At 45.7% G+C, this 20308-nt stretch carries 20 protein-coding genes; 14 read left to right on the forward strand and 6 right to left on the reverse strand.

Annotation, left to right across the window (positions count from 1 at the left end; genetic code table 11):
• Positions 1-270: 270 nt before the first annotated feature.
• From vapB to NGM62_RS10065, 3 genes are all read right to left on the reverse strand, one after another.
• The gene (gene vapB / locus NGM62_RS22195) at positions 271-480 is read right to left on the reverse strand and encodes a type II toxin-antitoxin system VapB family antitoxin (protein WP_390936981.1); all 210 of its coding nucleotides are present in this window, start codon (positions 478-480) and stop codon (positions 271-273) included.
• Positions 481-534: 54 nt separating this feature from the next.
• Positions 535-1551 carry a helix-turn-helix transcriptional regulator gene (locus NGM62_RS10060; RefSeq protein ID WP_262247718.1) on the reverse strand — a complete coding sequence of 339 codons (1017 nt, stop codon included), beginning with the start codon at positions 1549-1551 and terminating at the stop codon, positions 535-537.
• An 80-nt stretch (positions 1552-1631) separates the two neighbouring features.
• Positions 1632-3713 carry a peptidase domain-containing ABC transporter gene (locus NGM62_RS10065; protein ID WP_262247636.1) on the reverse strand — a complete coding sequence of 694 codons (2082 nt, stop codon included), beginning with the start codon at positions 3711-3713 and terminating at the stop codon, positions 1632-1634.
• 93 nt (positions 3714-3806) lie between these two features.
• On the opposite strand from NGM62_RS10065, the gene NGM62_RS10070 reads away from it, so the two are divergent.
• Positions 3807-4448, forward strand: a complete 642-nt coding sequence (locus NGM62_RS10070; protein WP_262247638.1) for a rhomboid family intramembrane serine protease — start codon at positions 3807-3809, stop codon at positions 4446-4448.
• On the opposite strand, the gene NGM62_RS10075 is transcribed toward NGM62_RS10070, so the two are convergent.
• Positions 4449-4637 carry a hypothetical protein gene (locus NGM62_RS10075; protein WP_262247640.1) on the reverse strand — a complete coding sequence of 63 codons (189 nt, stop codon included), beginning with the start codon at positions 4635-4637 and terminating at the stop codon, positions 4449-4451.
• Between the two features lie 153 nt (positions 4638-4790).
• On the opposite strand from NGM62_RS10075, the gene NGM62_RS10080 reads away from it, so the two are divergent.
• The 6 genes from NGM62_RS10080 (at position 4791) to NGM62_RS10105 (ending at position 7661) form a co-directional block, all read left to right on the forward strand.
• Complete coding sequence (locus tag NGM62_RS10080; protein ID WP_262247641.1) at positions 4791-5102, forward strand: helix-turn-helix domain-containing protein; 312 nt, start codon at positions 4791-4793, stop codon at positions 5100-5102.
• Between the two features lie 191 nt (positions 5103-5293).
• Positions 5294-5638: a hypothetical protein gene (locus NGM62_RS10085; protein ID WP_262247643.1), complete on the forward strand. Its 345-nt coding sequence runs from the start codon at positions 5294-5296 to the stop codon at positions 5636-5638.
• A 358-nt stretch (positions 5639-5996) separates the two neighbouring features.
• On the forward strand, positions 5997-6665 hold the full coding sequence (locus NGM62_RS10090) for a DUF6266 family protein (RefSeq protein WP_262247645.1): 669 nt from the start codon (positions 5997-5999) through the stop codon (positions 6663-6665).
• A 61-nt stretch (positions 6666-6726) separates the two neighbouring features.
• Positions 6727-7209, forward strand: a complete 483-nt coding sequence (locus tag NGM62_RS10095; protein ID WP_262247646.1) for a DUF5675 family protein — start codon at positions 6727-6729, stop codon at positions 7207-7209.
• Positions 7210-7267: 58 nt separating this feature from the next.
• On the forward strand, positions 7268-7501 hold the full coding sequence (locus tag NGM62_RS10100; protein ID WP_262247647.1) for a hypothetical protein: 234 nt from the start codon (positions 7268-7270) through the stop codon (positions 7499-7501).
• Positions 7485-7661: a hypothetical protein gene (locus NGM62_RS10105; protein WP_262247648.1), complete on the forward strand. Its 177-nt coding sequence runs from the start codon at positions 7485-7487 to the stop codon at positions 7659-7661. Before NGM62_RS10100 ends, NGM62_RS10105 begins: the two co-directional genes overlap by 17 nt.
• Before the next feature lie 198 nt (positions 7662-7859).
• Here NGM62_RS10105 and NGM62_RS10110 read toward each other — a convergent pair whose 3' ends face one another.
• Positions 7860-9107 carry a glycosyltransferase gene (locus NGM62_RS10110; protein ID WP_262247649.1) on the reverse strand — a complete coding sequence of 416 codons (1248 nt, stop codon included), beginning with the start codon at positions 9105-9107 and terminating at the stop codon, positions 7860-7862.
• Positions 9108-9427: 320 nt separating this feature from the next.
• Positions 9428-11032 (reverse strand): hypothetical protein, encoded by a 1605-nt coding sequence (locus tag NGM62_RS10115; RefSeq protein WP_262247651.1) that lies wholly within the window; start codon positions 11030-11032, stop codon positions 9428-9430.
• A 323-nt stretch (positions 11033-11355) separates the two neighbouring features.
• Between NGM62_RS10115 and NGM62_RS10120 the strand changes: the two genes are divergently transcribed.
• From NGM62_RS10120 to NGM62_RS10150, 7 genes are all read left to right on the forward strand, one after another.
• A complete protein-coding gene (locus NGM62_RS10120; RefSeq protein ID WP_262247653.1) occupies positions 11356-12033 on the forward strand; it encodes a TolC family protein in 678 nt (225 codons plus the stop codon).
• Positions 12034-12054: 21 nt separating this feature from the next.
• Positions 12055-14202 carry an exopolysaccharide transport family protein gene (locus NGM62_RS10125; protein WP_262247655.1) on the forward strand — a complete coding sequence of 716 codons (2148 nt, stop codon included), beginning with the start codon at positions 12055-12057 and terminating at the stop codon, positions 14200-14202.
• A gap of 24 nt (positions 14203-14226) precedes the next feature.
• Positions 14227-15657 carry an O-antigen ligase family protein gene (locus NGM62_RS10130; protein ID WP_262247656.1) on the forward strand — a complete coding sequence of 477 codons (1431 nt, stop codon included), beginning with the start codon at positions 14227-14229 and terminating at the stop codon, positions 15655-15657.
• 113 nt (positions 15658-15770) lie between these two features.
• A complete protein-coding gene (locus NGM62_RS10135) occupies positions 15771-16970 on the forward strand; it encodes a glycosyltransferase (RefSeq protein WP_262247658.1) in 1200 nt (399 codons plus the stop codon).
• Between the two features lie 92 nt (positions 16971-17062).
• Positions 17063-18151, forward strand: a complete 1089-nt coding sequence (locus NGM62_RS10140) for a glycosyltransferase family 2 protein (RefSeq protein ID WP_262247659.1) — start codon at positions 17063-17065, stop codon at positions 18149-18151.
• Entirely contained in the window at positions 18138-18740 is a 603-nt protein-coding gene (locus NGM62_RS10145) for a gluconate 2-dehydrogenase subunit 3 family protein (protein ID WP_262247660.1), read from the forward strand. Before NGM62_RS10140 ends, NGM62_RS10145 begins: the two co-directional genes overlap by 14 nt.
• 21 nt (positions 18741-18761) lie before the next feature.
• Entirely contained in the window at positions 18762-20285 is a 1524-nt protein-coding gene (locus NGM62_RS10150) for a lipopolysaccharide biosynthesis protein (RefSeq protein ID WP_262247661.1), read from the forward strand.
• Positions 20286-20308 lie beyond the last annotated feature (23 nt).

The raw sequence follows: 20308 nt of genomic DNA on the forward strand, positions 1-20308 counted from the left end.
ATTGACTTCAAAAAAGAAATATTGGGCTTTTTAAGGGTTGACTATGTAGATAGCGGATGGCTTTTCGTGGATAAGATTAATGATAAGGTGAAGAAGAATCGGTTCAGTCTGAGTGAAATTACCAAAGTAGGTTTACCTCGTATTTTGGAAATTTTTCGTCCTTGGTGACGATAGACAAATCGTCGGCAATGGCCTGACCGATAATCATACGGTCGAAAGGGTCATAATGATGAAAAGGTAAAGAGGTTACTTCCGTGTCCAGCAAAAGATTCATTTCGTATAATCCTCAAAACCAGGTATGGGGTCATCAAAATCTGATTTCATTGTAATCAATCCCTTAGCCTTCCCTACAGTCCTTGGCTTTGCCTTGCTTTTTTTATGCTTCGATTTATATACAAGGAAATCAATAAAATCAGCGACCTCGCTCTTGAGTGATGAGGGGAGGCTTGACAACTTCGTATATAATTGCACGTCTGACATGGCACTAGTTATTTGTTATCACAAAAATGGCTTAAAAATCATTAATTTACAACTCTATTCGCTCGGTATATCCAACGTTTTGAGGTACTCCCGCGGTGATAGTCCATACTGCTTTTTGAACTGCCTGCTGAAAACGCTGGTTTCGGCATAGCCGATGGCCAGCGCGGCCTCGCTGATCGTAAGGTCTTCTTCAACCATGAGCCGGAGCGCTTCAGCCAATCGGCTTTCCATGATGTACGTTTGCAGTTTCTGGCCCGAACCCGCCCGATATCGCGCGCTAAGTGACCTTGCACCCAACCCATTCTGGTAAGCGATTGTGGCAACGGAAGGTATATGGCCTGCTTTGATGTGGTTGTCTACCTGGCGGCGGATCGTTTCAACGAATGCCGCCTGCGCGTCTTGCGCCTGAGCGGTGGCCGGACTACGAGCGAGCCTCACCAGATGGCCCACCGGCGCGGCAATCGCAGCGTCCATCGGCTCACCGTCCAATTTGGGAAGCGACAATAATTCGGCAAGGTGGGGCATTGCCGAGGCAATGGCGGTATCTTGCGAAGTAACACACCGGTCCGCTTGCTTCCGTAAGGAAGCAACGAGCTTTTCAATAGGGTGGGCCTGATCCGCTTGATGGCGAATGAGCCACTTGGCTTTGGCTGCGATGGACACGCTGAGCGTATGAGGCTCGCTGATGTACATGGTTGCTTCCATCTTTGGGCTATATACCTGCACTTGCCTACCCGCGGCCAGCTCAAGTTTGCAGCCTGTACCATCACGCGCGGGCTCGACTGTCAACCGCCCTTTAATCTGGTATAGCCAGTGCAGGTCGCGGTGCAGCGTTTCAATAGGAATGGCGAGCGGTAATGCATCGGGCTGCCTAACCTTGGTCTCCAGCACCACGAGGTATACATCAAAGGCGTCGTATTGTTGCAGGATAGCACCGCCGATTGGAGATTTGAAGTAGCTGGTTTGGTCGTGGGCGTAGGGTACTGTATAAGTAGGGAAAAAGGGAGCTGCCCTGACTTGTACTGCTGCCGGCAACGCGGCCTTGAGGTGTATGTTGATTGTGGGGTGCATCACATCAGTGTTCTAATTTTTATGTCGGCCAGCGCTACGCCGCCCGGGGCATCGCGGGAGGCGCGGCACTGGCCGACGGGTTAATGGATAGGATATAAGGGCTGTCTTTCGTGAATCGGCGTGAGATGGATACGATGGTCGGCAATGGCGAGCGACTGCGGCCGGTGGCTGATGAAAATAACGGTCATTCCTCGGCCGCGGCAGTTTACCAAGCAGCGGTGAACAGCAGCCTCTGCGTCGGCATCGAGTGCCGCCGTGCCCTCGTCGAGTATGAGTACCTCCGGTTGCTTGTAGAGTGCACGGGCAATGGCAATCCGCTGGCGTTCACCCCCGGACAATGCCGTGCCGCGCTCGCCCATCGGCGTGTCCCAACCCAAGGGCAGGGCGTTGACGAGTGCCGTTAACCCGACCTCTTCAAACACGTCGGCCAGTCTGCCTGTATCGGGCAGGTCGGGTGCATATACATTTTCGGCGATGGTGCCATCCATAAAATCGGGCTGCTGGGCAACGATACCCATGCGCCGCTGGATGGTTTGCAGGCTGATGAGGTGCAAAGAGTGGCGGCCCAACCGGATACTGCCGCTTGATGGCGCGTAGCGCTTGGTGAGGAGATGCACCAAGGTGCTTTTTCCCGATCCGCTCTCGCCCGTAACCACCGTGATGCGGCCGGCGGGAAAATGGCAATCAAACCCTTCGAATACCGGCAGCCCGCGGTCGTATGCAAACCCAACACCTTCGAAACGGATGTCGCCGATGCGGTCGGGCTGGAGTAGCGTGGCATGGGCGGTTTCAGCGGGTGGTATGGCCTGCAGGTCCTGCAGGTGGGTGCTGGCCGTGCGTGCGTCGTGCCACGTTTGGCTCAGGTGGGCCAGTTGGTAGGCTGCCCGGTGGAAATAACCGCTGAGGGCATATACGGCCAGCACCTCGCCAAATGTTAGGGCGCCTCCGAGCACCAATGCAGCGCCTGCCCACAAAAGGGCCAGCGTGGTGCCCTGGGCGATACCGTCTGCAGCGGTTTCTGAAAACACACGGTTCAACCCGGACCGGTAATCCGCCCGCAACACCTTATCCAACCGGGCTTCGAGTTTGTTAGCAGCGAGGGGTTCCGTGCCACTGAGGCGGTGTGTATGTATGGTGTGTAGCGTATGGGCAAGCTCGGCCTCAAAATCTGCTTGTGCAGCGATGAGCCGGTGCTGGCTGTGCCGGTTCCACCGGCCGGCGAGCGCATGGACAATAACGTAGCATACCAGTGCCCCGGCAAAGAGTAGCGCCAGCCGATAATGGCTGGTCAGCAGCAGTGGCAGCAGAACGGCAACAGTAAATAGGGGCATGGTGCATTGGATGAAAAGATCGCAAGCAAAGTTGCGCAGCTGCACGGCATTGCCTACACGTGTGAGTAGCTCGCCGGTGCGGTACCGATCGAAGACCGGTAATGGCAAACGCAGCAGGTGGCGGCAGAAGCTACCGATAAGCCGCGCGTCGAGCTTGCGGCTGATACGCAGCAGGAGTGTCGTCCGCCACACGTTGCTGGCCTGCTGTAGGCAGAAGGCAGCCAACATGGCAACGCCAAGCGTCACCAGCAGGCCGGTGGCTGCCCGGGGTAAAATATGGTCGGTGATGGTGAAAATGAAAAATGCACTGGCGTACGAGAATAATGTATAGCAGGCGGTGGCTGCAATAGCCAGGGCCACGGGCTTGCGATGGGGGTAAAGCAACAGCCAAATGCGCCGCAGCAGCGAGGGCGGTCCATCCTGGAGGCCGAAGCCGGCATTGGGTACCAGCAGGATAAGCACATGCTGCCACACTGCAAGGAATGCGCCGCGGCGATGGCGATGGAAATCCCCCATGGCCGGATCCATGACATGGATCCAACGGGATGTTACCTTTCTTACCACCACGTAGTGGGGCAGCCCATCTTGGCCTGCCAGTAGTGCAATGCAGGGAAGCTGCACTTCAGCCAGGTGGTCGTCTGTGGCCCGTATAGCGGCGTGCTCGAAACCGAGCGCATCAGCGGCATACTCCATGTCGGCCACGGTAGCCTGTCCCGGGGGCAACAACAAGCGCACTTCAGCCAATGAAACAGCACAGCCATAGTGTGCCGAAATGGCTGCTAAGCAGGTCGCCCCGCAGTCGTGTTCACCCTGTTGTTGAATGCGTCGCATAACTATAGATTTGGTAGTTTAAAAGCGGATTAATATATTTGTGAAAACGAATCGCTGGTCTTCAGCATCAATTAAAACTTAGGTTACAAACACATGATTCCTCACTTCCATGAAGCGATGGTGAGTTATTTGTTTTTGGCATTGGTATTCGTTACCAGCGTCGTGGGTCTCTTTCATCGCTCATTCTATTATGCCAATATTTTCCAGCCTAGTCAGGTTTTTTCGGGCAAAAGGGTATGGACCTTGTTTTCTTCGGCACTGGTACACGGTAGTTGGATGCATCTGCTGGTCAACGTAGGGTTTTGCCTCGTTTTCATGTCGGAGGTGGAATATATGTTGGTAGATGATTTCGGCCCATTGGCAGGGCGAGGGTATGCCGTTGCGTTGGCGCTTATCATCATAATCACCAGTAACCTGATCGACGGTTTCCGGTTGCGCGCCAACAGCATGTCGGCAACCGTCGGCATCTCTACCCTGGCGTGTGCTATGGCTGTGTTTTATTTCATTTACTTTCCGTTGGATGGAGAAGATACGCCAAGTTATATTTTTCCTTCGTTTAAGGCTTTTCATATTGCATTAGGTCTTGTGGCTACGTTCAGTCTGGCAGCGATTTTTCGTGTAAAAGGAAACCAATTCAGCCACTTAGTCGGGTGCCTGCTCGGCATGATGACCGCGGTCGTTATACGGCCCGCCTTGATTGCTGAAATGGCTTCCTACATATTCACTGGGTCTTGATCAGAGCGCAAACAGAATGCCGCCTATTCCAAATAGATTTATACCGATAAGGAGTTTGCCTGCTTTCCACGCGATGGAATTTGGCCGGCGAGCGCCGCCGTTGAGTAATTCTTTTTCCGCATTGTCAATAAGCATGGCCCCAGTAGGGATGCGCAATGTTTGGTGGTTTTTTACTGAACACTTTTTCATGATAATAAGTTAAATGCCGCCACCATTAGCGACTCTACAAAGGTCTGTTGTTTTTGTTTAAATAATTATTATTCAGGTTGTTGCGGTAGAACTGGCGGTTCTTAATTCAGAACTGGCAGTTCTACAGTTATATCAAAAAAACTTGTTTTAATCATGGAAAATCTCGATAAGATACCCACGGTGGGTGGGCGGATTAAGTATATCCGCGAAGCCAAAGGTTATATGCAGATTGGGGTGGCCATGGGTGCTGGGATTTCACAGAAGGCTCTGTCTAAAATCGAGCTGGATCAAACCAATCCGTCGATTTACCGCATATACCGCATTGCTGAAAGCCTGGGCGTGGATGTGTATACGCTGATTCCGAAGGAGCGATGGAATTCGGCTTATTCCGTTAGCGGCATATTCGGGCATGTGTTGATACGGGTATTGAAATGGACGAGAAAGAGGAATACGAACCGCCGATAGCGCCGCCTCCGGATTTTGTAATCAGAGGATTGCGGGTTATCTTAGTCTCCAATTGATAACCCGCCACCTCATTTGGTGCGGCTGCATTGTTTCCTAAGCTGGGGCTGTTTGGCAGGCCTGAAGGTCGGCCGTTTGCTAGGGCAACGTGGCTGCCGGGCATACAGTTGTGTTGGCCTTTAACAACTACTGTTATGTTAAACCATTTTGAAGAATTTGATGGACGATTGAAGTCCATCGCGGAAAACTTACGCCCTATCGCCGCGGTTGCTACCTACCTCCTAGAAAGTGGCTTACTGGGACAGCTGGCCAATAACCTGCCGGAAATCATTTCTTTTATCCGCCGTAATTTCCCAACGGAGGAACCCAAATTTTTCATGGCTGACGTACTGAAGCACCTGGGTATCAGCGAGCGTTCGTATTACCGCAAAGTGGCCGAGGGTAAATTGGTGCCCCGCAAGTGGGAGGGCCCGGATTTCTTCTACCGAAGCGACCTGGAAGAAGAGCTACGGGAGAGCAAGCGCCGTGGCCGCGTCTGATCGCGGTAGCCTATGCCCCTGAGATGGGCCGGACCTGGCTAAGCCCATGTCCGGGGGATGTCCGATCGGTCTCCGGCTTTTCTTCGGCTGCTTGCCGAAGGGCAGCCGAACCGTTCCCGAACGATTCCCGAAGCAGTCCCGAAGGATTGTCGAAGCGTTGTCGAAGACCACTCGAACAACTGTCGAACAACTGGCAGTAATTGGCAGGAATCACTGCCAATTACTGCCAATTACTGCCAAAAATTGACGAAAGGCTTTTGTCAATCTACGTTTGTGACCAGAAAGCAGCGAATACCGGTATACTGTGGCTTTCATGGAACAAAGAACAGATTAATTAATTTTTTAAATTTTTTCAATTATGGCAGTATTCAAAAAAGGGATCAACGGTGCATTCTCAGGCACCATTGGCAACACCGTAGGCAGCAGCTGGCGCCATATCGATTACATGCGCAGCTTGCCTAAACCCAGTAAGAAACCGGCTTCGCCGGCGCAACTTGCCCAGCGGGCCAAGTTTGCATTGGCGGTCAGTTTCCTGCGGTCGATAAAGCCGCTGCTCAACCTGGGCTTTAGCGACAAGATGAGGGGCAAGCAAACGGGCTACAACCAGGCATTGAAGGTGATGATTGCCAACGCAATAGTGGGTGAATACCCCGATTTCACCATAGACTATGCCAACGTGGTGCTGGCACAGGGCGGACTCAATCCGGCCCCGTCAGCGGTGCTGGAACAAACCGCACCCGGGCAGCTGGCGCTGAGCTGGGAGCCCATAACCAATAAATACACCAGCTTTGCCGACGACGAGGCGGTAGTGGTGGTGTACAATGTTTCCAAGCGCTTCATGAATGTGTACGATGGTATCGAGCGGAGTGTGGGGAGCATGGACATCGCTGTGCCGTCGTCGTTCGAGGGCGATGAGCTGGTAGCATGGGTCTTTATGGTGCACCGCGACGGGGAGAAAACCTCCGATAGTGTATTCGCCGGTACTTTGGTGCTGGCCGGGGAGACTGAACCGGATCCCGAACCGTAATCTATTCAGCAGCGGGGTATCTCTACTCCGCTGCTTTTTTCACCTATTGAGAAATAAAAAGATGGAAACGAAAATAATCCGCGTGGCCCAAGGGAAGGACAGTACCCTGAGCCACCTTTATATCGGCGGCCTGTTCTGCTGCTACTTGCTGGAGGATACCATCCGCAAGAAGAAGATCCCGGGGCTTACGTGCATCCCCGAGGGGGAGTATGGCCTCTCGCTCAACCACTGGGCGGGGATGAACGCCAAGTATGCGCTGAGGTACCCCAAGATGCATGAAGGTATGGTGGAAATCACGGAGATACCAAATTTCCAGCTGGTGTTCTTCCATACGGGCAACTACCACACGCAAACGGCGGGCTGCCCGCTCACGGGGTCGTACTGGCAGCGGCTGGATGGCGACTATCAGGTGATGGGATCGCGGGCTGCGTATCAGTATGCGTACCCGATGTTGGTAAAGGAGATCAGGAGGGGGAATGATCGGTTGACGGTTGTGAATGAAGTGGTGTTTAAGTGGGGGATGGGGGAGGCGTGGCAGCCGTAAACAGTGGTGGGGATGGTTTGGGATATGGAGATATTAGTTAAGCAAAAAAACAAAAACAATGGAAGAAACAACAAAGACGGTCGGTCTTCCCGAAGCGGGGAGGGCGACATTATACGAACGGATCAAGGAAACACTGGCGGTGGCCAGCCAGTTGGTTATCGCCGCACCGGTGAAGCTGCCGCCCAGGGTGGTGGCTGTAGCCAGGTACGTGGCGTTGGCGCTGGGTGTGCTGGAGGCGGTGGAGGGTGGTGTGCGTAAGGATGGAGGGGGAGCCGATGAAAGCGACGACTAATTTCCAGCTGGGCATCGGCACGGGTGGCGGCACGCTGCTCAGCGTGGTGGTCCAGCTGGGTATGCACGATATGCTCAAAACCGCCGTGCTGGCCGCCATCGGCGCCGCCGTAAGCTTTGCGGTAACGTGGGCACTGCAGCGGTGGGCCCGTAAACGGTAGCTATTGATGGCTTGACTTTGACCCAAAGTGGTGGCGGTCTCCTACATTTGTCTCCGACAAGCATAGGGGACCGCTTCATTAAATAGCGGTTTCCTCGTAATAGGCGGCTGCTTCGAAGTATCAGGATTAGGCAGCCTCATCGTAAAAAAAATAGGTAAAATAATTCAAACAGTTTTTATTACCATTATTTTAGATACTCTAGAAATTTGAGATGGCCTGATAGTAGTAGTTTTCCATCTGCTGTCCCAGAATGCGCGAATCGAAATTATGTTTTACATACTCCCTGCCAGCTTTACCCATCGTTGATCTAAGGTTTGGATTGCTTGCCAATAATTCTATTTTGTCACAAAACCCCTCAAGATCTTGTTCTTTCACTATGTATCCTGTGATACCGTTTAGTAAGCCGTATTTCATGCCGCCGGCGTCTGAAACAATTACTGGAAGTTCCATAGCTTGTGCTTCCTGGATAACTAGCCCTTGATTCTCAGCTCTTCCTGAATTTTCAGTTATTCCAGGGAGGATAAATATATCTGCTTGGTTCATTAATTCTATTACCTCATCTTGTGTTCTGATACCCAACAGCTGAACATATTCAGCTAAATTATATTTACTGATTAATCTTCTGATGTTATCATATTCCTCGCCGCTTCCAATGAGTTGAAAAGACAGATTTTTATGGTTTTTGTCGTTTATCAGGAAGTTTGCGATTTCGACAAGAAAGAGACATCCTTTAAGGGCGATTAATCTACCACAGAATAATATTGTTATCGGATTCCTCGGTTTTAGGGTTTTGTTTGGCTGATAGTATTGAGTATCTAGTCCGACTGGTAGTAATCGGATATTATTGATCATAGGGTGTATTTTTTTTAAAAGTGATTTACCATATTCATTATTTACTGTTATAATAGCATTATGCCGAAATAGCCTTTTGTAACGCTTCCGATTGTACGATACTTCATTAGGCATCATGTCATACCCATGGAATGTGGTAATTAATTTACCCGTTTTAAAGAAGCCGAAGAACCTGCCTGTAAAAAATAAATCACTTGCGAAGCCGAAATGAGCATGTATAATGTCATAATCATCATCCACCGCTTTCAATGCTACATACTTAAAGAGCGGTGAAAGTTTGAACACATCATGCTTAAATCGGAATATGTTAAAGGAATATATTGATTTGATATTTAAGTTGTGGAATAATATCTGGGCAAATTTTACTATCTTTTTGATGGGCGATCGGGGGATGTTTAAAAAGGTGGTTCTTTCCAATAGCTGATATTCGGTTACTTTACTATTTATTGGATTAGTAGCTTGGTTATAAGCAAGCAATTTCACATCGTGACCGCTATCCAAGAGAAAAATAAGCTGATTAACAATAAAAGTTTCAGAAATGAGTGGAAAATCCGGGAGAATAAAAAGGACCTTTAACTTTTCTTTTGGTAGCATGAGATTGAATAAGTATTTAGCGCAGTATTGCTTATTTTTTCATGGTTAGCAAAGATACTACTACTCCTTTTTCTTTTCTTGCTAAGTCGGCTGCTATTTCACTTTTGTAGTTTTTCTCCTACAAGTTAAATCCTCTGTTTTTGATGCACCGCAAGTCAGTTAGTGGGGTGAACCAATTACCTCCGTTACGCAACGATGCTCATTCGGTGTTTCGGCGCAGTCCCCCCGGACGAAGCCAGAACTTTTTGGTCCAATGATCCATTATAGACACATATTGGGAAAGTCTTAAAAATAAGACTTAACAACGACTAAATAGGTTGTCATCTAAGCAATTCCACAAAGATCGGCGTTTCTGTCACCGTTAGTTTAATTTTTCCGTTTTTTACTGAAGTGATAACAGATTGTGCTGAAATTGCTTCTGCATCTAACTGATATATCTTAACTTGTTTGGTTTGGTTACCTAAATCCAACTCATAGTCAACACTGCGTCCCTGCTCGTCAGGCACCACCAACGAATAAATTGTCCGATCGTCTAATACATACTTGTCAACAAAAGGATCATCGCTGATAGTAGATTGATAATAGAACTCTCCAAGGATCTCTTTTGCCTGTTGTAAATAATTCCAGGATGGTTTAGTCGTCCATTCGGCACTTTCTTTGTCAATGAAACCGGAAGACATATATTGTGTTGTACTGTTTGCGTTAACATCATGCAGCATGTAAAAGAATAATTTGCTAACACCATTTCGTGCATAAAGTAGTGAGGTACGAAGAATCCAATCGGCCTGTGTAATCAATGCTGACTTATTTTTTATTGGGATCGCTTTCTGGTAACTATTCTGATTGATATCATATCCAGACTCTGTATTCCACACTGGAATACTATTCGTGTGTCCATTGGATAATATCACGAATTGTTGTGCGATGCTGGCTGCATTTGATAGTTCTGGAGCAACCCCCCGTTGCTTAGTTGGATTGTTTTCAGTTTCTCTGTTTCGAGCATAATGATGATAGTTTATCACATCAAAACATAGGTCAATCGTCCCATCTGGTTTTCTACCGCGGTATTTTTCACACCAATCGATTATCTCTTGGACGTAACCTGGATCAGGAGTTGCTATCCCTGCCATTACCACCTGCATATTAGGATCTGCATTCTTGACGCCTACGTCGTGCCCCAATTCTCCTTGGTGACCGTCATAAAAAGCAGAAAGGTTGGCCGCATACTCCGAAGGAGTTTGCCGCGCTACCTTAGTTGGCTTCCATATACGATCCGGCTCATTGTTACATTCGATGTATTGAATAAGCCCAGATCCAATAATCTTTTTGTTGGGATTGTAATGTGGAACTGGTTCTACGTGAACCAAAGAGGGGTCAACGTCCTGATTGCTGCCGTACCTCGCCGCATACTGAAATGCCAGTTTCCCGAAATCAATATAGGATGCGGGGTCCGATAAATCGGCTCCGAAAACGGCCGGCACATTCTCTACATCACGCTTTTCTTCCGGATAAGTTTCCAAAAGCCAGTCAGGTATTGTTTTAATACAGGCGAGAACTGTAATATCGTTTGCTTTACACCATTCGTAGATTTCATCGTATTTCCATCCTCCCCTAGGCGTCGGATTATAACCATATTTTCCCTTTTCTGACTCAATCTGCCGCCAATCCAAGTAATGCCTGACATTAGAGAACGGTTTAAAGAATCGAGAATCTTCGGTTGGATTATTCTGTGATCCGAAATTCCATTCGAACGCATTTACACCGAGCATATCTTTAAATTTGACTTTCGAATGAGGTATGCCAGGCAATTCATTATCGGTGATATCGCCACTTGCAATCGATTTTCTTGAACAATTACTTCCCAAAAGCATCAGTAAGCCCGACAGTAGAATCCAGTATCTTGGGAATGAGAAGGACATTTTCATATAAAGTGTTTATTGAATACGCAAATTGAATAATTAATTCGTAAACGAAATTAATATTTTCATGAATATATTTTTGTCATTTAATGAACGGTATATATTTAGTAACGAAAATAAATTTCTTTAATTATCTTCTTTTTAAAATGCTATTACAGGATGGGAATTCCAAATCGCGTGCCTGAGTCACTTGTTTGTAGTTTATATGCTACAATCGCTAATTATGTGCAATAAAAACCATTTAAGTCAGTCTGATATCCGATACTTTTGTTTTGACTAATATGAAAAACATTATTGAATCTGTCTAAAATAAATAAAAGAAAAAAGGCATGAAATACTGGATACCCATTTTTTTTGTATTTGCGAGCACCGTTACATTAAGAGCGCAGGAGTCGATCATTAGCGAGATCAACTATCCGTATTTGGAGAAGTTGATCGAATCGGCACGCGAGAATAATTTCAGAAAGAAAATATTTGAGGCGTCGGAAGTAAGCTCAAGGGCAAGTGTAACTGCAGCCAAGGCTTCTTACTTGGATATGTTCAACGCCGCGTATTACTACAGACCAAATCAACGTCCTTCAGTTAATGTGGACAACCCGTATCTTGTCAATGGGTTTCAGCTTGGGGTGCATTTAAGTTTATCGACATTGATAAAAACACCAGGGATTGTAAGGCAAGCCAAACAACAGCGTGAGATTTCGGAATTGGAGCGTAAGGAATATGAAGTCACTTTAGAAAATGAGGTCAAGTCCAGATATTACAACTATGTGATGTTAAACAACCAACTCGAAATAAGTACACAGGAGGTTCAGGATAACAAGCTTATTCTTAATCAATTGCAAAGTAAGTTTGAGTTGAACGAAGTGGATTTGGAAACCTATAATTCGGCAAAATCTGCTTTGGCTGGATCCAAGTCTGCTTTGATGCAAACCGAAGTTCAATTCCTAACTGCGAAGGATGCACTGGAGGAAATTATTGGTGTCAAGTTGGAAGACATAACTGATTAAACATTTTAACTATTATCATTCATGATTGACTTTGGTGGTTTATTCAAATACTTATTAAAGCATATCTGGCTTATATTGGTCTTGACACTGGTGGCCGTCGGCGCGACTTATTATTTTACGAAAGACATGCCCGATTCCTATTATTCCGAGGCGCAGATATCTACAGGTATTACCGATCTGGCAAAGATTGACGGAAGCTTGGCATCGAATTACATGCAAATCAGACAGACCTATGATAATATCATGGGCATGATGTCTATGAAACGCGTTCTGGCGATCGTATCGCATATCTTGGTTATCCATGACCTGGAAACACCTGAACATGCGTTTAGACCTTATCCGGAAAATCTTCAAGCACTGGATGAGGCGACTCGTAAACAAATCGTGGATGAATTGAAAGCACGACTTATTTCGGGGCGTGTGATTTTGACTAATACAGATGAAGTGGGAGGTTTTAAGCTTGTCGATGTTGTCGGGTCGCTGGGGTATGATGAGGGTAGCCTACAAGAGGGAATGTCGGTAAAACGTTACGGAGAAAGTGATTTTATCAATGTCGGATTTGTCTCCGAAAACTCCGAACTTTCAGCCTTTATTGTCAACACGCTTACTTCAGAGTTTATTCAGTACTATCATACATTTCGATCGGCTAATGAGACTAAATCCGTTATTCTACTGGATTCATTGTTGCAAGAGAAAGAACGAGTTATGCAAGATAGGAATGAAGCGTTGAAAAACTATCGTGTTAGCAGTGGGATCATGGATGCTTCTTCGCAATCGGCTGCGTTATACAGTCAAATTACGGCACTGGAAAGTCAACGAGCTGATAAGCTTACAGAAATCCAATCGTTGCAAGGAGCAATTAAGGATATTAAAGCTCAGTTGGCTAATCCGAACAACAGCCTGTTAACGTCGCCAGACTCGCGTGTAAACAATGCATTGCTTGAGATAGATCAGCAACTGCAAGCGGCGAATAGAAAGTATATTAATAATAATTTTAACCCAACCGATAAACAACTCGTAGATTCTTTACAACGTAAACGAAATGAAATTGCAGAGATGGGTCTTGGGGTGTTGGGTAACAACGGAGCGATGGAAAGCAGGCGAAGTCTCGAGGCAGAATTAATCCGGCTTGAAACAGCACTCTCGCTCGCCAAGAATGGTATTGCGTCTATCGAAAATGAGCTTGCTAGAGCTAAAGGCCGTCACAGTGCCATGGTTCCGATGGACGCCGGATTACAGAATCTTCAACGTGAAGCAGATATAGCCACACAAGAATACATGGAAATCCTAAACCGGACCAATCAAGCCGGTTTCGTATCGAATGTCGGATTGCGATTGAGTATTGTTGAAGTTGCCTTGCCCGGAGTAAAAATTACATCAAAACGGTTCATTTACATCGGACTTTCTGGTTTCGCGACATTTATGTTCTGTATGTCGGTTTTCACGTTACTGTTTATATTGGATCGCCGAGTGGTGACCAAAGATCAGCTTGCTGCCTTGACGGATGGAAAGGTACTTGGCGTATTGAATCTGATTGACGAATCATATGCCGGAATACGTAGCGTGTGGGACAACAATACCACGGTAGATGCGGTCATGTATAAAGATTTGTTGCGCTCGTTGAGGTTTGATTTGAACACGGAGCTGACTATTAATAAATCGAGGGTATTGGGTATCACCAGCCTTACTCCCGGCGCCGGTAAATCTTTTTTAGCAGTGAGTCTGGCCTATGCATTTGCCGTGACAGGAAAGAAAGTATTATTGATCGGAGAACAAACCTATGATTTCTTTGGTAGTCAGAACGAAACGGCACGGGCCGAGCAGGCATTCGAGCAGTTTTTGGTAAAGCGTGAGATACAGATTGAAGATTTAATTACCACCCTAACACGGAATACACACCAAAATTCTCTCATGGAATTGCAGGATATGGAAAATCTTATGGCGGGATTTGGTTTGCTCCGAAATGAGTTTGATGTTATCATTATCGACACCGATAGTTGTCAGAACCTTAATCAAGTGAAAGAATGGTTGATGTTTTCCGATGTAAGTATCGGTGTCTTTGAATCCGGTAAAGTGGTCTCCAATCGTGAGCGGGATTTAATTAAATACCTCGGAGAACATAAAGGGTTTTTAGGTTGGGTACTCAATAAGGTTAGGTTGAGTGCTTAAACACCATAGCAAATAACAAATACCGTGAAGCAGTTGTTGTACAATATCCAGCACACCAGAAAGACAAAAATTGTGTTAATCCCGGCACTTTTGGGATTAGCGTTGTTAACGGCATACTATACCGTCATCCTAGGTTTGGTTTTTCCAATTGCAATGGTATTATCAGCCTTGCTAGTCATCTGTTTAGCTGTCTTAGTTAGCTATCCAGTCGCTGGTTTGATGGGTACGGTGGTTTATTGTTTTATTCTCCCAATCGTCGGACGAGAATTAATGATAAATTTTCCCTTTGGTATTGGTGTGGAAGTACTGCTGATTTTGACCTTGTTGGTTGCCGTTTTCAATAAGTACAAAACTAATTGGGCCGATGCCAATAACGACATGGTTAAGCTCGTCATACTTTGGTTTATTATCAGCGTACTGCAAGTTGCCAATCCATCAGGAGCAAGTGTGGTTGGGTGGTTTAATGAGATTCGAGGAACTGCATTGAACATGTTGTTGGTGGTTCCCTTGGCGTGTGTAGTAGTGCAACGAGAGAAGCACCTTAATTTATTCCTTTACATTGTGATAGCTTGGTCCGTTTTCGGAGCATTGAACGGCATTAAACAATTGTATATAGGTTTGTCACCGGGAGAACAAGTTTTTTTGGCACAAAATGAAACTACCCACCTTATTCGTGGTGTTATCAGGGTATTCTCCTTCTATACCGATGCAGGGCAATTTGGGGCTTCGATGAGCCATATAGCACTCGTTTCCTGGATATTGGCTATGGGCAGCTTCAAGTTATGGAAGCGGGTATTATTTTTCGGGTTAGGATGCTTGTTATTTTATGGTATGATCATTTCCGGTACACGGGGAGCTCTTTTTGTTTTTTCTGGGGGTTTAATTGGTTTATTCCTGACTAAGAACTTTAAGATGCTTATTGCTGGATTGCTCATATTGGGTATGCTTTTTTCCTTTCTTAAGTTTACGGATATCGGTCAAGGTAGTTATCAGGTCCGTCGACTGCGTTCGGCTGTAAACCCAGAACAAGATGCGTCATTTCTTGTTCGACTTAACTCTCAAATGAAACTTGCAGACTATTTGAAATATCGACCATTTGGAGGTGGCTTGGGAACGATAGGAGGGAATGGGGAGAAATATAACCCAGGTACGTTTTTAGCGTCGGTAGCACCAGATAGCTACTGGGTAAAGGTTTGGGCAATGTATGGAATTGTGGGGCTCATCATTTGGTTCGGTATGAACATGTATATCATGGGTAAATGTTGTGGGATTATCTGGCGCATAAATGACCCTCACCTTCGCATTAAGTTGATTGCGCTCATTTCGGGCGCTATAGGGATTTTCGTAGCCAGTTATGGAAACGAGGTTATCAACCGGACACCTTCTTCCATATTGGTTTTTATATCTTGGGCAATTATCTATAATGCGCCCAAGTGGGATAAACACTCATCATAGCTATGCCGTTTGAATTTTTCGTTATTCCAGGGCTGATTTTATTCGTAGTCGGTTTTCTTCGAGGTAAGAAATCTAACGTTAATTGAGCAAGTGGAAAGAGAAAGGGTACGTAAATGACAGGAAAAAATATTCTGATCGTTGGGCAACAGCCATGGGATTCTGAATTGGGAAGCAACTGTAAGGACATAGCAGTTGAGTTCAGCAAGCAGAACAAGGTACTCTACGTCAATTCACCATTAGATAGGGCTACATCAATCCGAAGAAAGACCGATGCGGATGTAATTTTTAGACGACGGGTAATTGCCGGTAAGGAAAACGGACTACATCAGGTAAGAAATAATTTGTGGGTGCTTTATCCGGATTGCATCGTAGAATCCATTAATTGGTTGGATAATGAATGGGCTTTTGATTTATTCAATAGGTTGAATAATAGGAGATTTGCGTCTGCTATTAAACGAAAGCTTGACGTTGTAGGGTTCGACGATGGATTTGTGCTGTTTAATGATAACGAAATCATGAAATGCTTTTACTTGAATGAGTATTTAGCACCCGATTTATCCATTTATTATTCGAGAGACTTCATTGTCGGAGCGCCGTATTGGAATAAACACGGCCCGCGATTAGAACCACGTATGATAAGGAAAAGTAACGTATGTTTTTCGAATTCGAGTTATTTGACAAATTATTGTAGACAGTATAATTCGAATGTACACTTTGTGGGTCAGGGCTTTGACACCCAGCTCTTCCGTGTCATCGAGGATACCGAGGTGCCGGCAGAGCTTGCGGCATTGGATCGACCGCTTATCGGATACGTTGGTGTTCTTCACAGCAGTAGGCTTGATATAGACGTAATGGTCCACATTGCGCGCAGTCGCCCAGAGTGGACAATGGTTTTGGTTGGCCCCGAGGACAACACGTTTAAGCAGAGTGAACTGCATCGGCTTGATAATGTTGTGTTCTTGGGTATGAAGCCAATGGACCAATTGCCTCGATATATCCAATTCTTCGACGTATGTATAAATCCGCAATTCCTTACACCGTTGACCGTGGGTAATTACCCGAGAAAAGTGGACGAATATTTAGCTATGGGGAAACCCGTTGTGGCTTTATCTACGCATGCTATGCAGCTATTTGCAGATCATACATACTTGGCGCGAAACAGCACGGAATACGTTGGCCTTATCGAACGGGCATTAAAGGAAGATAATGAAGTAATCCGGCAGAGACGGATGGCTTTCGCGGCACGTCATACTTGGGCTGAGTCTGTGGGGATGATGTACTCGATATTGAAAGCAAAGCATCAAATATCATGATTGAAAGCTTATATATATTATGGGTAGTGATCCAAGTTGTTATTGGGATTAATTTGGTGAGCCCGATTATTTTATTGATTCTAAGCCGGTTAATGCCAAAAAGAACAAATAGGGCACGCAAAGACGATGATGGAGATTATGCTATTATTGTAACGGCTTACGAACAAACAGGGATGCTGCCCGCGGTGGTATCGTCAATCCTGAAAATTAGATACAACCGATATTTGGTTTACGTCGTGGCAGATAATTGCGATGTCTCCGAATTGCATTTTGATGATGAACGGGTAATCCTGCTAAGGCCGGAAGAGGTCTTGGCTAGCAATACCAGGTCACATTTTTATGCCATTAACCGTTTCAAAAGAAAACATAACCGCCTCACAATTATCGATAGTGACAATTTGGTGGATTCTGAGTATCTAAATGAACTGGATTTGTATTTCAATCTGGGCTTTGAGGCGGTACAAGGTGTGCGTAAGGCGAAGAACGTGGATGGCCTTTACGCCGGCCTGGATGCGGCACGGGATATTTATTATCATTTTTACGACGGTAGGGTGTTGTTTAATGTAGGCTCGTCTGCAACCTTGGCTGGCTCGGGGATGGCGTTTACTGTTGAACTCTATAAATCGTGTCTGGGCCACCTGGATATTGTGGGCGCTGGCTTTGATAAAGTATTGCAGTACGAAATCGTCAAGCGGGGGAAGCGTATTGCGTATACGGATAAAGCAATAGTATATGACGAGAAAACTGCCTATTCTACACAGTTGGTTAATCAGCGGGCCCGTTGGATAAATACTTGGTTCAGGTACTTCGGTTTTGGGTTCAGTTTGTTGTGGCGTGGTATGACAAGGGTTAGTTGGAATCAGGTTGTCTTCGGGTTTACGTTATTGCGGCCTCCTTTGTTTTTATTCCTCCTGTTGGCTGTTGTCTTTATGGTTGTAAACCTATTCATAAATCCACTATATGCTATGGCTTGGTTGGTGGCTTTAGTGGTTTTTGTATTGGGTTTTTTTGTTGCTCTCTCGGTTTCCGATACTGACCGTCGGATTTACAGTGCGTTAATAGGCATACCGCTGTTTATATTCTATCAGCTGGCATCACTCATCAAAGCAGGTAAGGCAAATGAAATATCCGTGGCGACACGGCATTATCAACGAAAGCAAGTAGAAGATGTGGAACGGTAAAAAGAAGCTGATCAAGCGGAGAGAAGTGCTCATTGCTTTGTTACTGATAGCGGTTAGTGTATGTGTTGGCATCTTCTTCAAATTTTCCAAACGGAGCAGGTATCCGCAAGCGGATTTATCCAAATTGCCTTCATTTGCGGAGAGTGTGGACGAATTGGCAGAAACTATTATCCCGGAGACCGATACCCCGGGGGCAAAATCGTCCGGTGTGGGAGCCACGGTGTTGTTGCTTGTTGAACATTGTTTGGGCGAAGAAGAACAATATGTTTTTTTACGTGGATTGATGGAACTTGATGAATACTGCATGGGCAAATTCGGTAACGTTTTCGCTCGCTGTGATAGTGTGGCGAAGTTGCAGACACTCAACCATTTTGAATCCAGCGCAATGTTTGGAGGTTGGTTTATCACCAAAGTTAGACAACGATTATTCGGTAAACCGTTTATTGTACTGGTTAAGGATATCTGTGTGACGGCTTACTGCCGATCAATGGAAGGAGCAACTCAGGCGCTTGCATACGATCCTGTTCCGGCCCGGTACGATGCATGTACGCAGATGGCAAAAGGACAGTGTTCTTGGGCATTGGTTTAATGTGAAGAGATAAAATGGCTGATGAGAGACATGTTAGCGTTAAGAAAAAAGGCGAAGTATACTAAATGGTTTAATACACGGCACTTGACGGGAGATCTGAAAGCAAAATCAATCAAGGGGGGAATTAACACCATGCTTTCGCAATTTTTATCTTTTGGAATGAATATCTTATCGACGATGGTAATGGCGAGGCTGGTAGCGCCGGAGAGTTTTGGATTGGTAGGTATGGTCACGGCATTTACGGGTTTTGTTTTGATTTTCAAAGATTTAGGTTTTACATCGGCGGTAGTCCAGAAGACCATTATTGGCCAAAAGCAAATCAGTACGCTATTTTGGTTTAATTTAGGCGTTTCGCTAATAATATCATTGATTATTGTTGCTCTAGGGCCGTTTTTAGTGTCTTTTTATAATGAACCTCGCCTTCTCAATATTACACTAGCATTGGGAGGGACGGTAGTTTTGACGGGATCAGTATTGCAACACGGAGCCTTAATGAAACGACAAATGCGTTTTAAAAGGCTTTCGGCTATACATCTGGTAGCTACTGCTATCAGTATCATCATTGGTATTGTGATGGCTCTGTTAAAATTTGACTACTGGGCCTTAATTGGTATCTCGGCGGGATACTCCCTATCATACACTATTTTGCTTTGGGTATTATGCGATTGGCGGCCAAGCTTCAATTTTCAGTTTGATCGGGTGAAAGATCTTTTACGTTTTGGGGCCGGGGTAACGGGCTTCGATTTAGTGAACTATTTTTCACGAAATGCCGATAACGCGCTCATTGGCCGATATTTCGGATCTGTCGCACTTGGGTTGTATGGGAAATCTTATCAGTTGTTGATGTTACCAATCACCCAACTTCGGGCACCATTAAATGCGGTTGCGCTTCCTGCACTGAGCTCATTGAAAAATCAATTTGAACGGTATCGAGAGTTTTATATACGTTATAACTTCACATTGGCATTTATTTCTATGCCTGTGGTTGTATTTCTGATGATTTTTTCCAAAGAAGTAGTGGAACTTATTTTGGGTGAGGAATGGTTGGAAGCTTCACGTATTTTTCAATTATTGGCAGTCAGTGCACTGATACAGCCAGTAGCTGGGACTACAGGCGTTGTTATGATTACCATGGGTTATACCAAGAGATATTTTATTTGGGGAATTGTTAGTGCAGTAGTTACGATTAGTGCATTTTTAATTGGAATGAACTGGGGGGTGGATGGGATGGTCGTCGCCTATGCAATATCGAATTACTTGATGTTGGTACCCACATTAATATTTTGTTTCAAAGGGACACCAATTTCGTTGTCTCATTTTTTTCGCGCATGTATTCTGCCGTTTGCCTTTTCTATTTTTGCTGGAATAGTATGTTGGCTACTCAAACAGGCTTTACCTGATTTTCATCTTATACCTTTGTTGATTCTTGGGTTGGTTGTTGGTTCAGTTTGTTATTTGGTCCCTTGGAGTGTCTCAAGCTATTCGCGTCATAAATTAAAACAGATATTGGAAATTAAACAATTTTTGGGTAGGGAGAGACGATAAAGTAATATTTGGTAGTGCGATTG

It is taken from the genome of Parapedobacter soli, from assembly GCF_025460835.1.
GTDB lineage: Bacteria > Bacteroidota > Bacteroidia > Sphingobacteriales > Sphingobacteriaceae > Parapedobacter > Parapedobacter soli.

What these genes read in the sequence shown, in the direction of transcription:
- vapB (WP_390936981.1), bottom strand. Translation starts at nt 480, where the DNA reads ATGTCAGACGTGCAATTATATACGAAGTTGTCAAGCCTCCCCTCATCA.
- NGM62_RS10060 (WP_262247718.1), bottom strand. Translation starts at nt 1,551, where the DNA reads ATGCACCCCACAATCAACATACACCTCAAGGCCGCGTTGCCGGCAGCA.
- NGM62_RS10065 (WP_262247636.1), bottom strand. Translation starts at nt 3,713, where the DNA reads ATGCGACGCATTCAACAACAGGGTGAACACGACTGCGGGGCGACCTGC.
- NGM62_RS10070 (WP_262247638.1), top strand. Translation starts at nt 3,807, where the DNA reads ATGATTCCTCACTTCCATGAAGCGATGGTGAGTTATTTGTTTTTGGCA.
- NGM62_RS10075 (WP_262247640.1), bottom strand. Translation starts at nt 4,637, where the DNA reads ATGAAAAAGTGTTCAGTAAAAAACCACCAAACATTGCGCATCCCTACT.
- NGM62_RS10080 (WP_262247641.1), top strand. Translation starts at nt 4,791, where the DNA reads ATGGAAAATCTCGATAAGATACCCACGGTGGGTGGGCGGATTAAGTAT.
- NGM62_RS10085 (WP_262247643.1), top strand. Translation starts at nt 5,294, where the DNA reads ATGTTAAACCATTTTGAAGAATTTGATGGACGATTGAAGTCCATCGCG.
- NGM62_RS10090 (WP_262247645.1), top strand. Translation starts at nt 5,997, where the DNA reads ATGGCAGTATTCAAAAAAGGGATCAACGGTGCATTCTCAGGCACCATT.
- NGM62_RS10095 (WP_262247646.1), top strand. Translation starts at nt 6,727, where the DNA reads ATGGAAACGAAAATAATCCGCGTGGCCCAAGGGAAGGACAGTACCCTG.
- NGM62_RS10100 (WP_262247647.1), top strand. Translation starts at nt 7,268, where the DNA reads ATGGAAGAAACAACAAAGACGGTCGGTCTTCCCGAAGCGGGGAGGGCG.
- NGM62_RS10105 (WP_262247648.1), top strand. Translation starts at nt 7,485, where the DNA reads ATGAAAGCGACGACTAATTTCCAGCTGGGCATCGGCACGGGTGGCGGC.
- NGM62_RS10110 (WP_262247649.1), bottom strand. Translation starts at nt 9,107, where the DNA reads ATGCTACCAAAAGAAAAGTTAAAGGTCCTTTTTATTCTCCCGGATTTT.
- NGM62_RS10115 (WP_262247651.1), bottom strand. Translation starts at nt 11,032, where the DNA reads ATGAAAATGTCCTTCTCATTCCCAAGATACTGGATTCTACTGTCGGGC.
- NGM62_RS10120 (WP_262247653.1), top strand. Translation starts at nt 11,356, where the DNA reads ATGAAATACTGGATACCCATTTTTTTTGTATTTGCGAGCACCGTTACA.
- NGM62_RS10125 (WP_262247655.1), top strand. Translation starts at nt 12,055, where the DNA reads ATGATTGACTTTGGTGGTTTATTCAAATACTTATTAAAGCATATCTGG.
- NGM62_RS10135 (WP_262247658.1), top strand. Translation starts at nt 15,771, where the DNA reads ATGACAGGAAAAAATATTCTGATCGTTGGGCAACAGCCATGGGATTCT.
- NGM62_RS10140 (WP_262247659.1), top strand. Translation starts at nt 17,063, where the DNA reads ATGCCAAAAAGAACAAATAGGGCACGCAAAGACGATGATGGAGATTAT.
- NGM62_RS10145 (WP_262247660.1), top strand. Translation starts at nt 18,138, where the DNA reads ATGTGGAACGGTAAAAAGAAGCTGATCAAGCGGAGAGAAGTGCTCATT.
- NGM62_RS10150 (WP_262247661.1), top strand. Translation starts at nt 18,762, where the DNA reads ATGAGAGACATGTTAGCGTTAAGAAAAAAGGCGAAGTATACTAAATGG.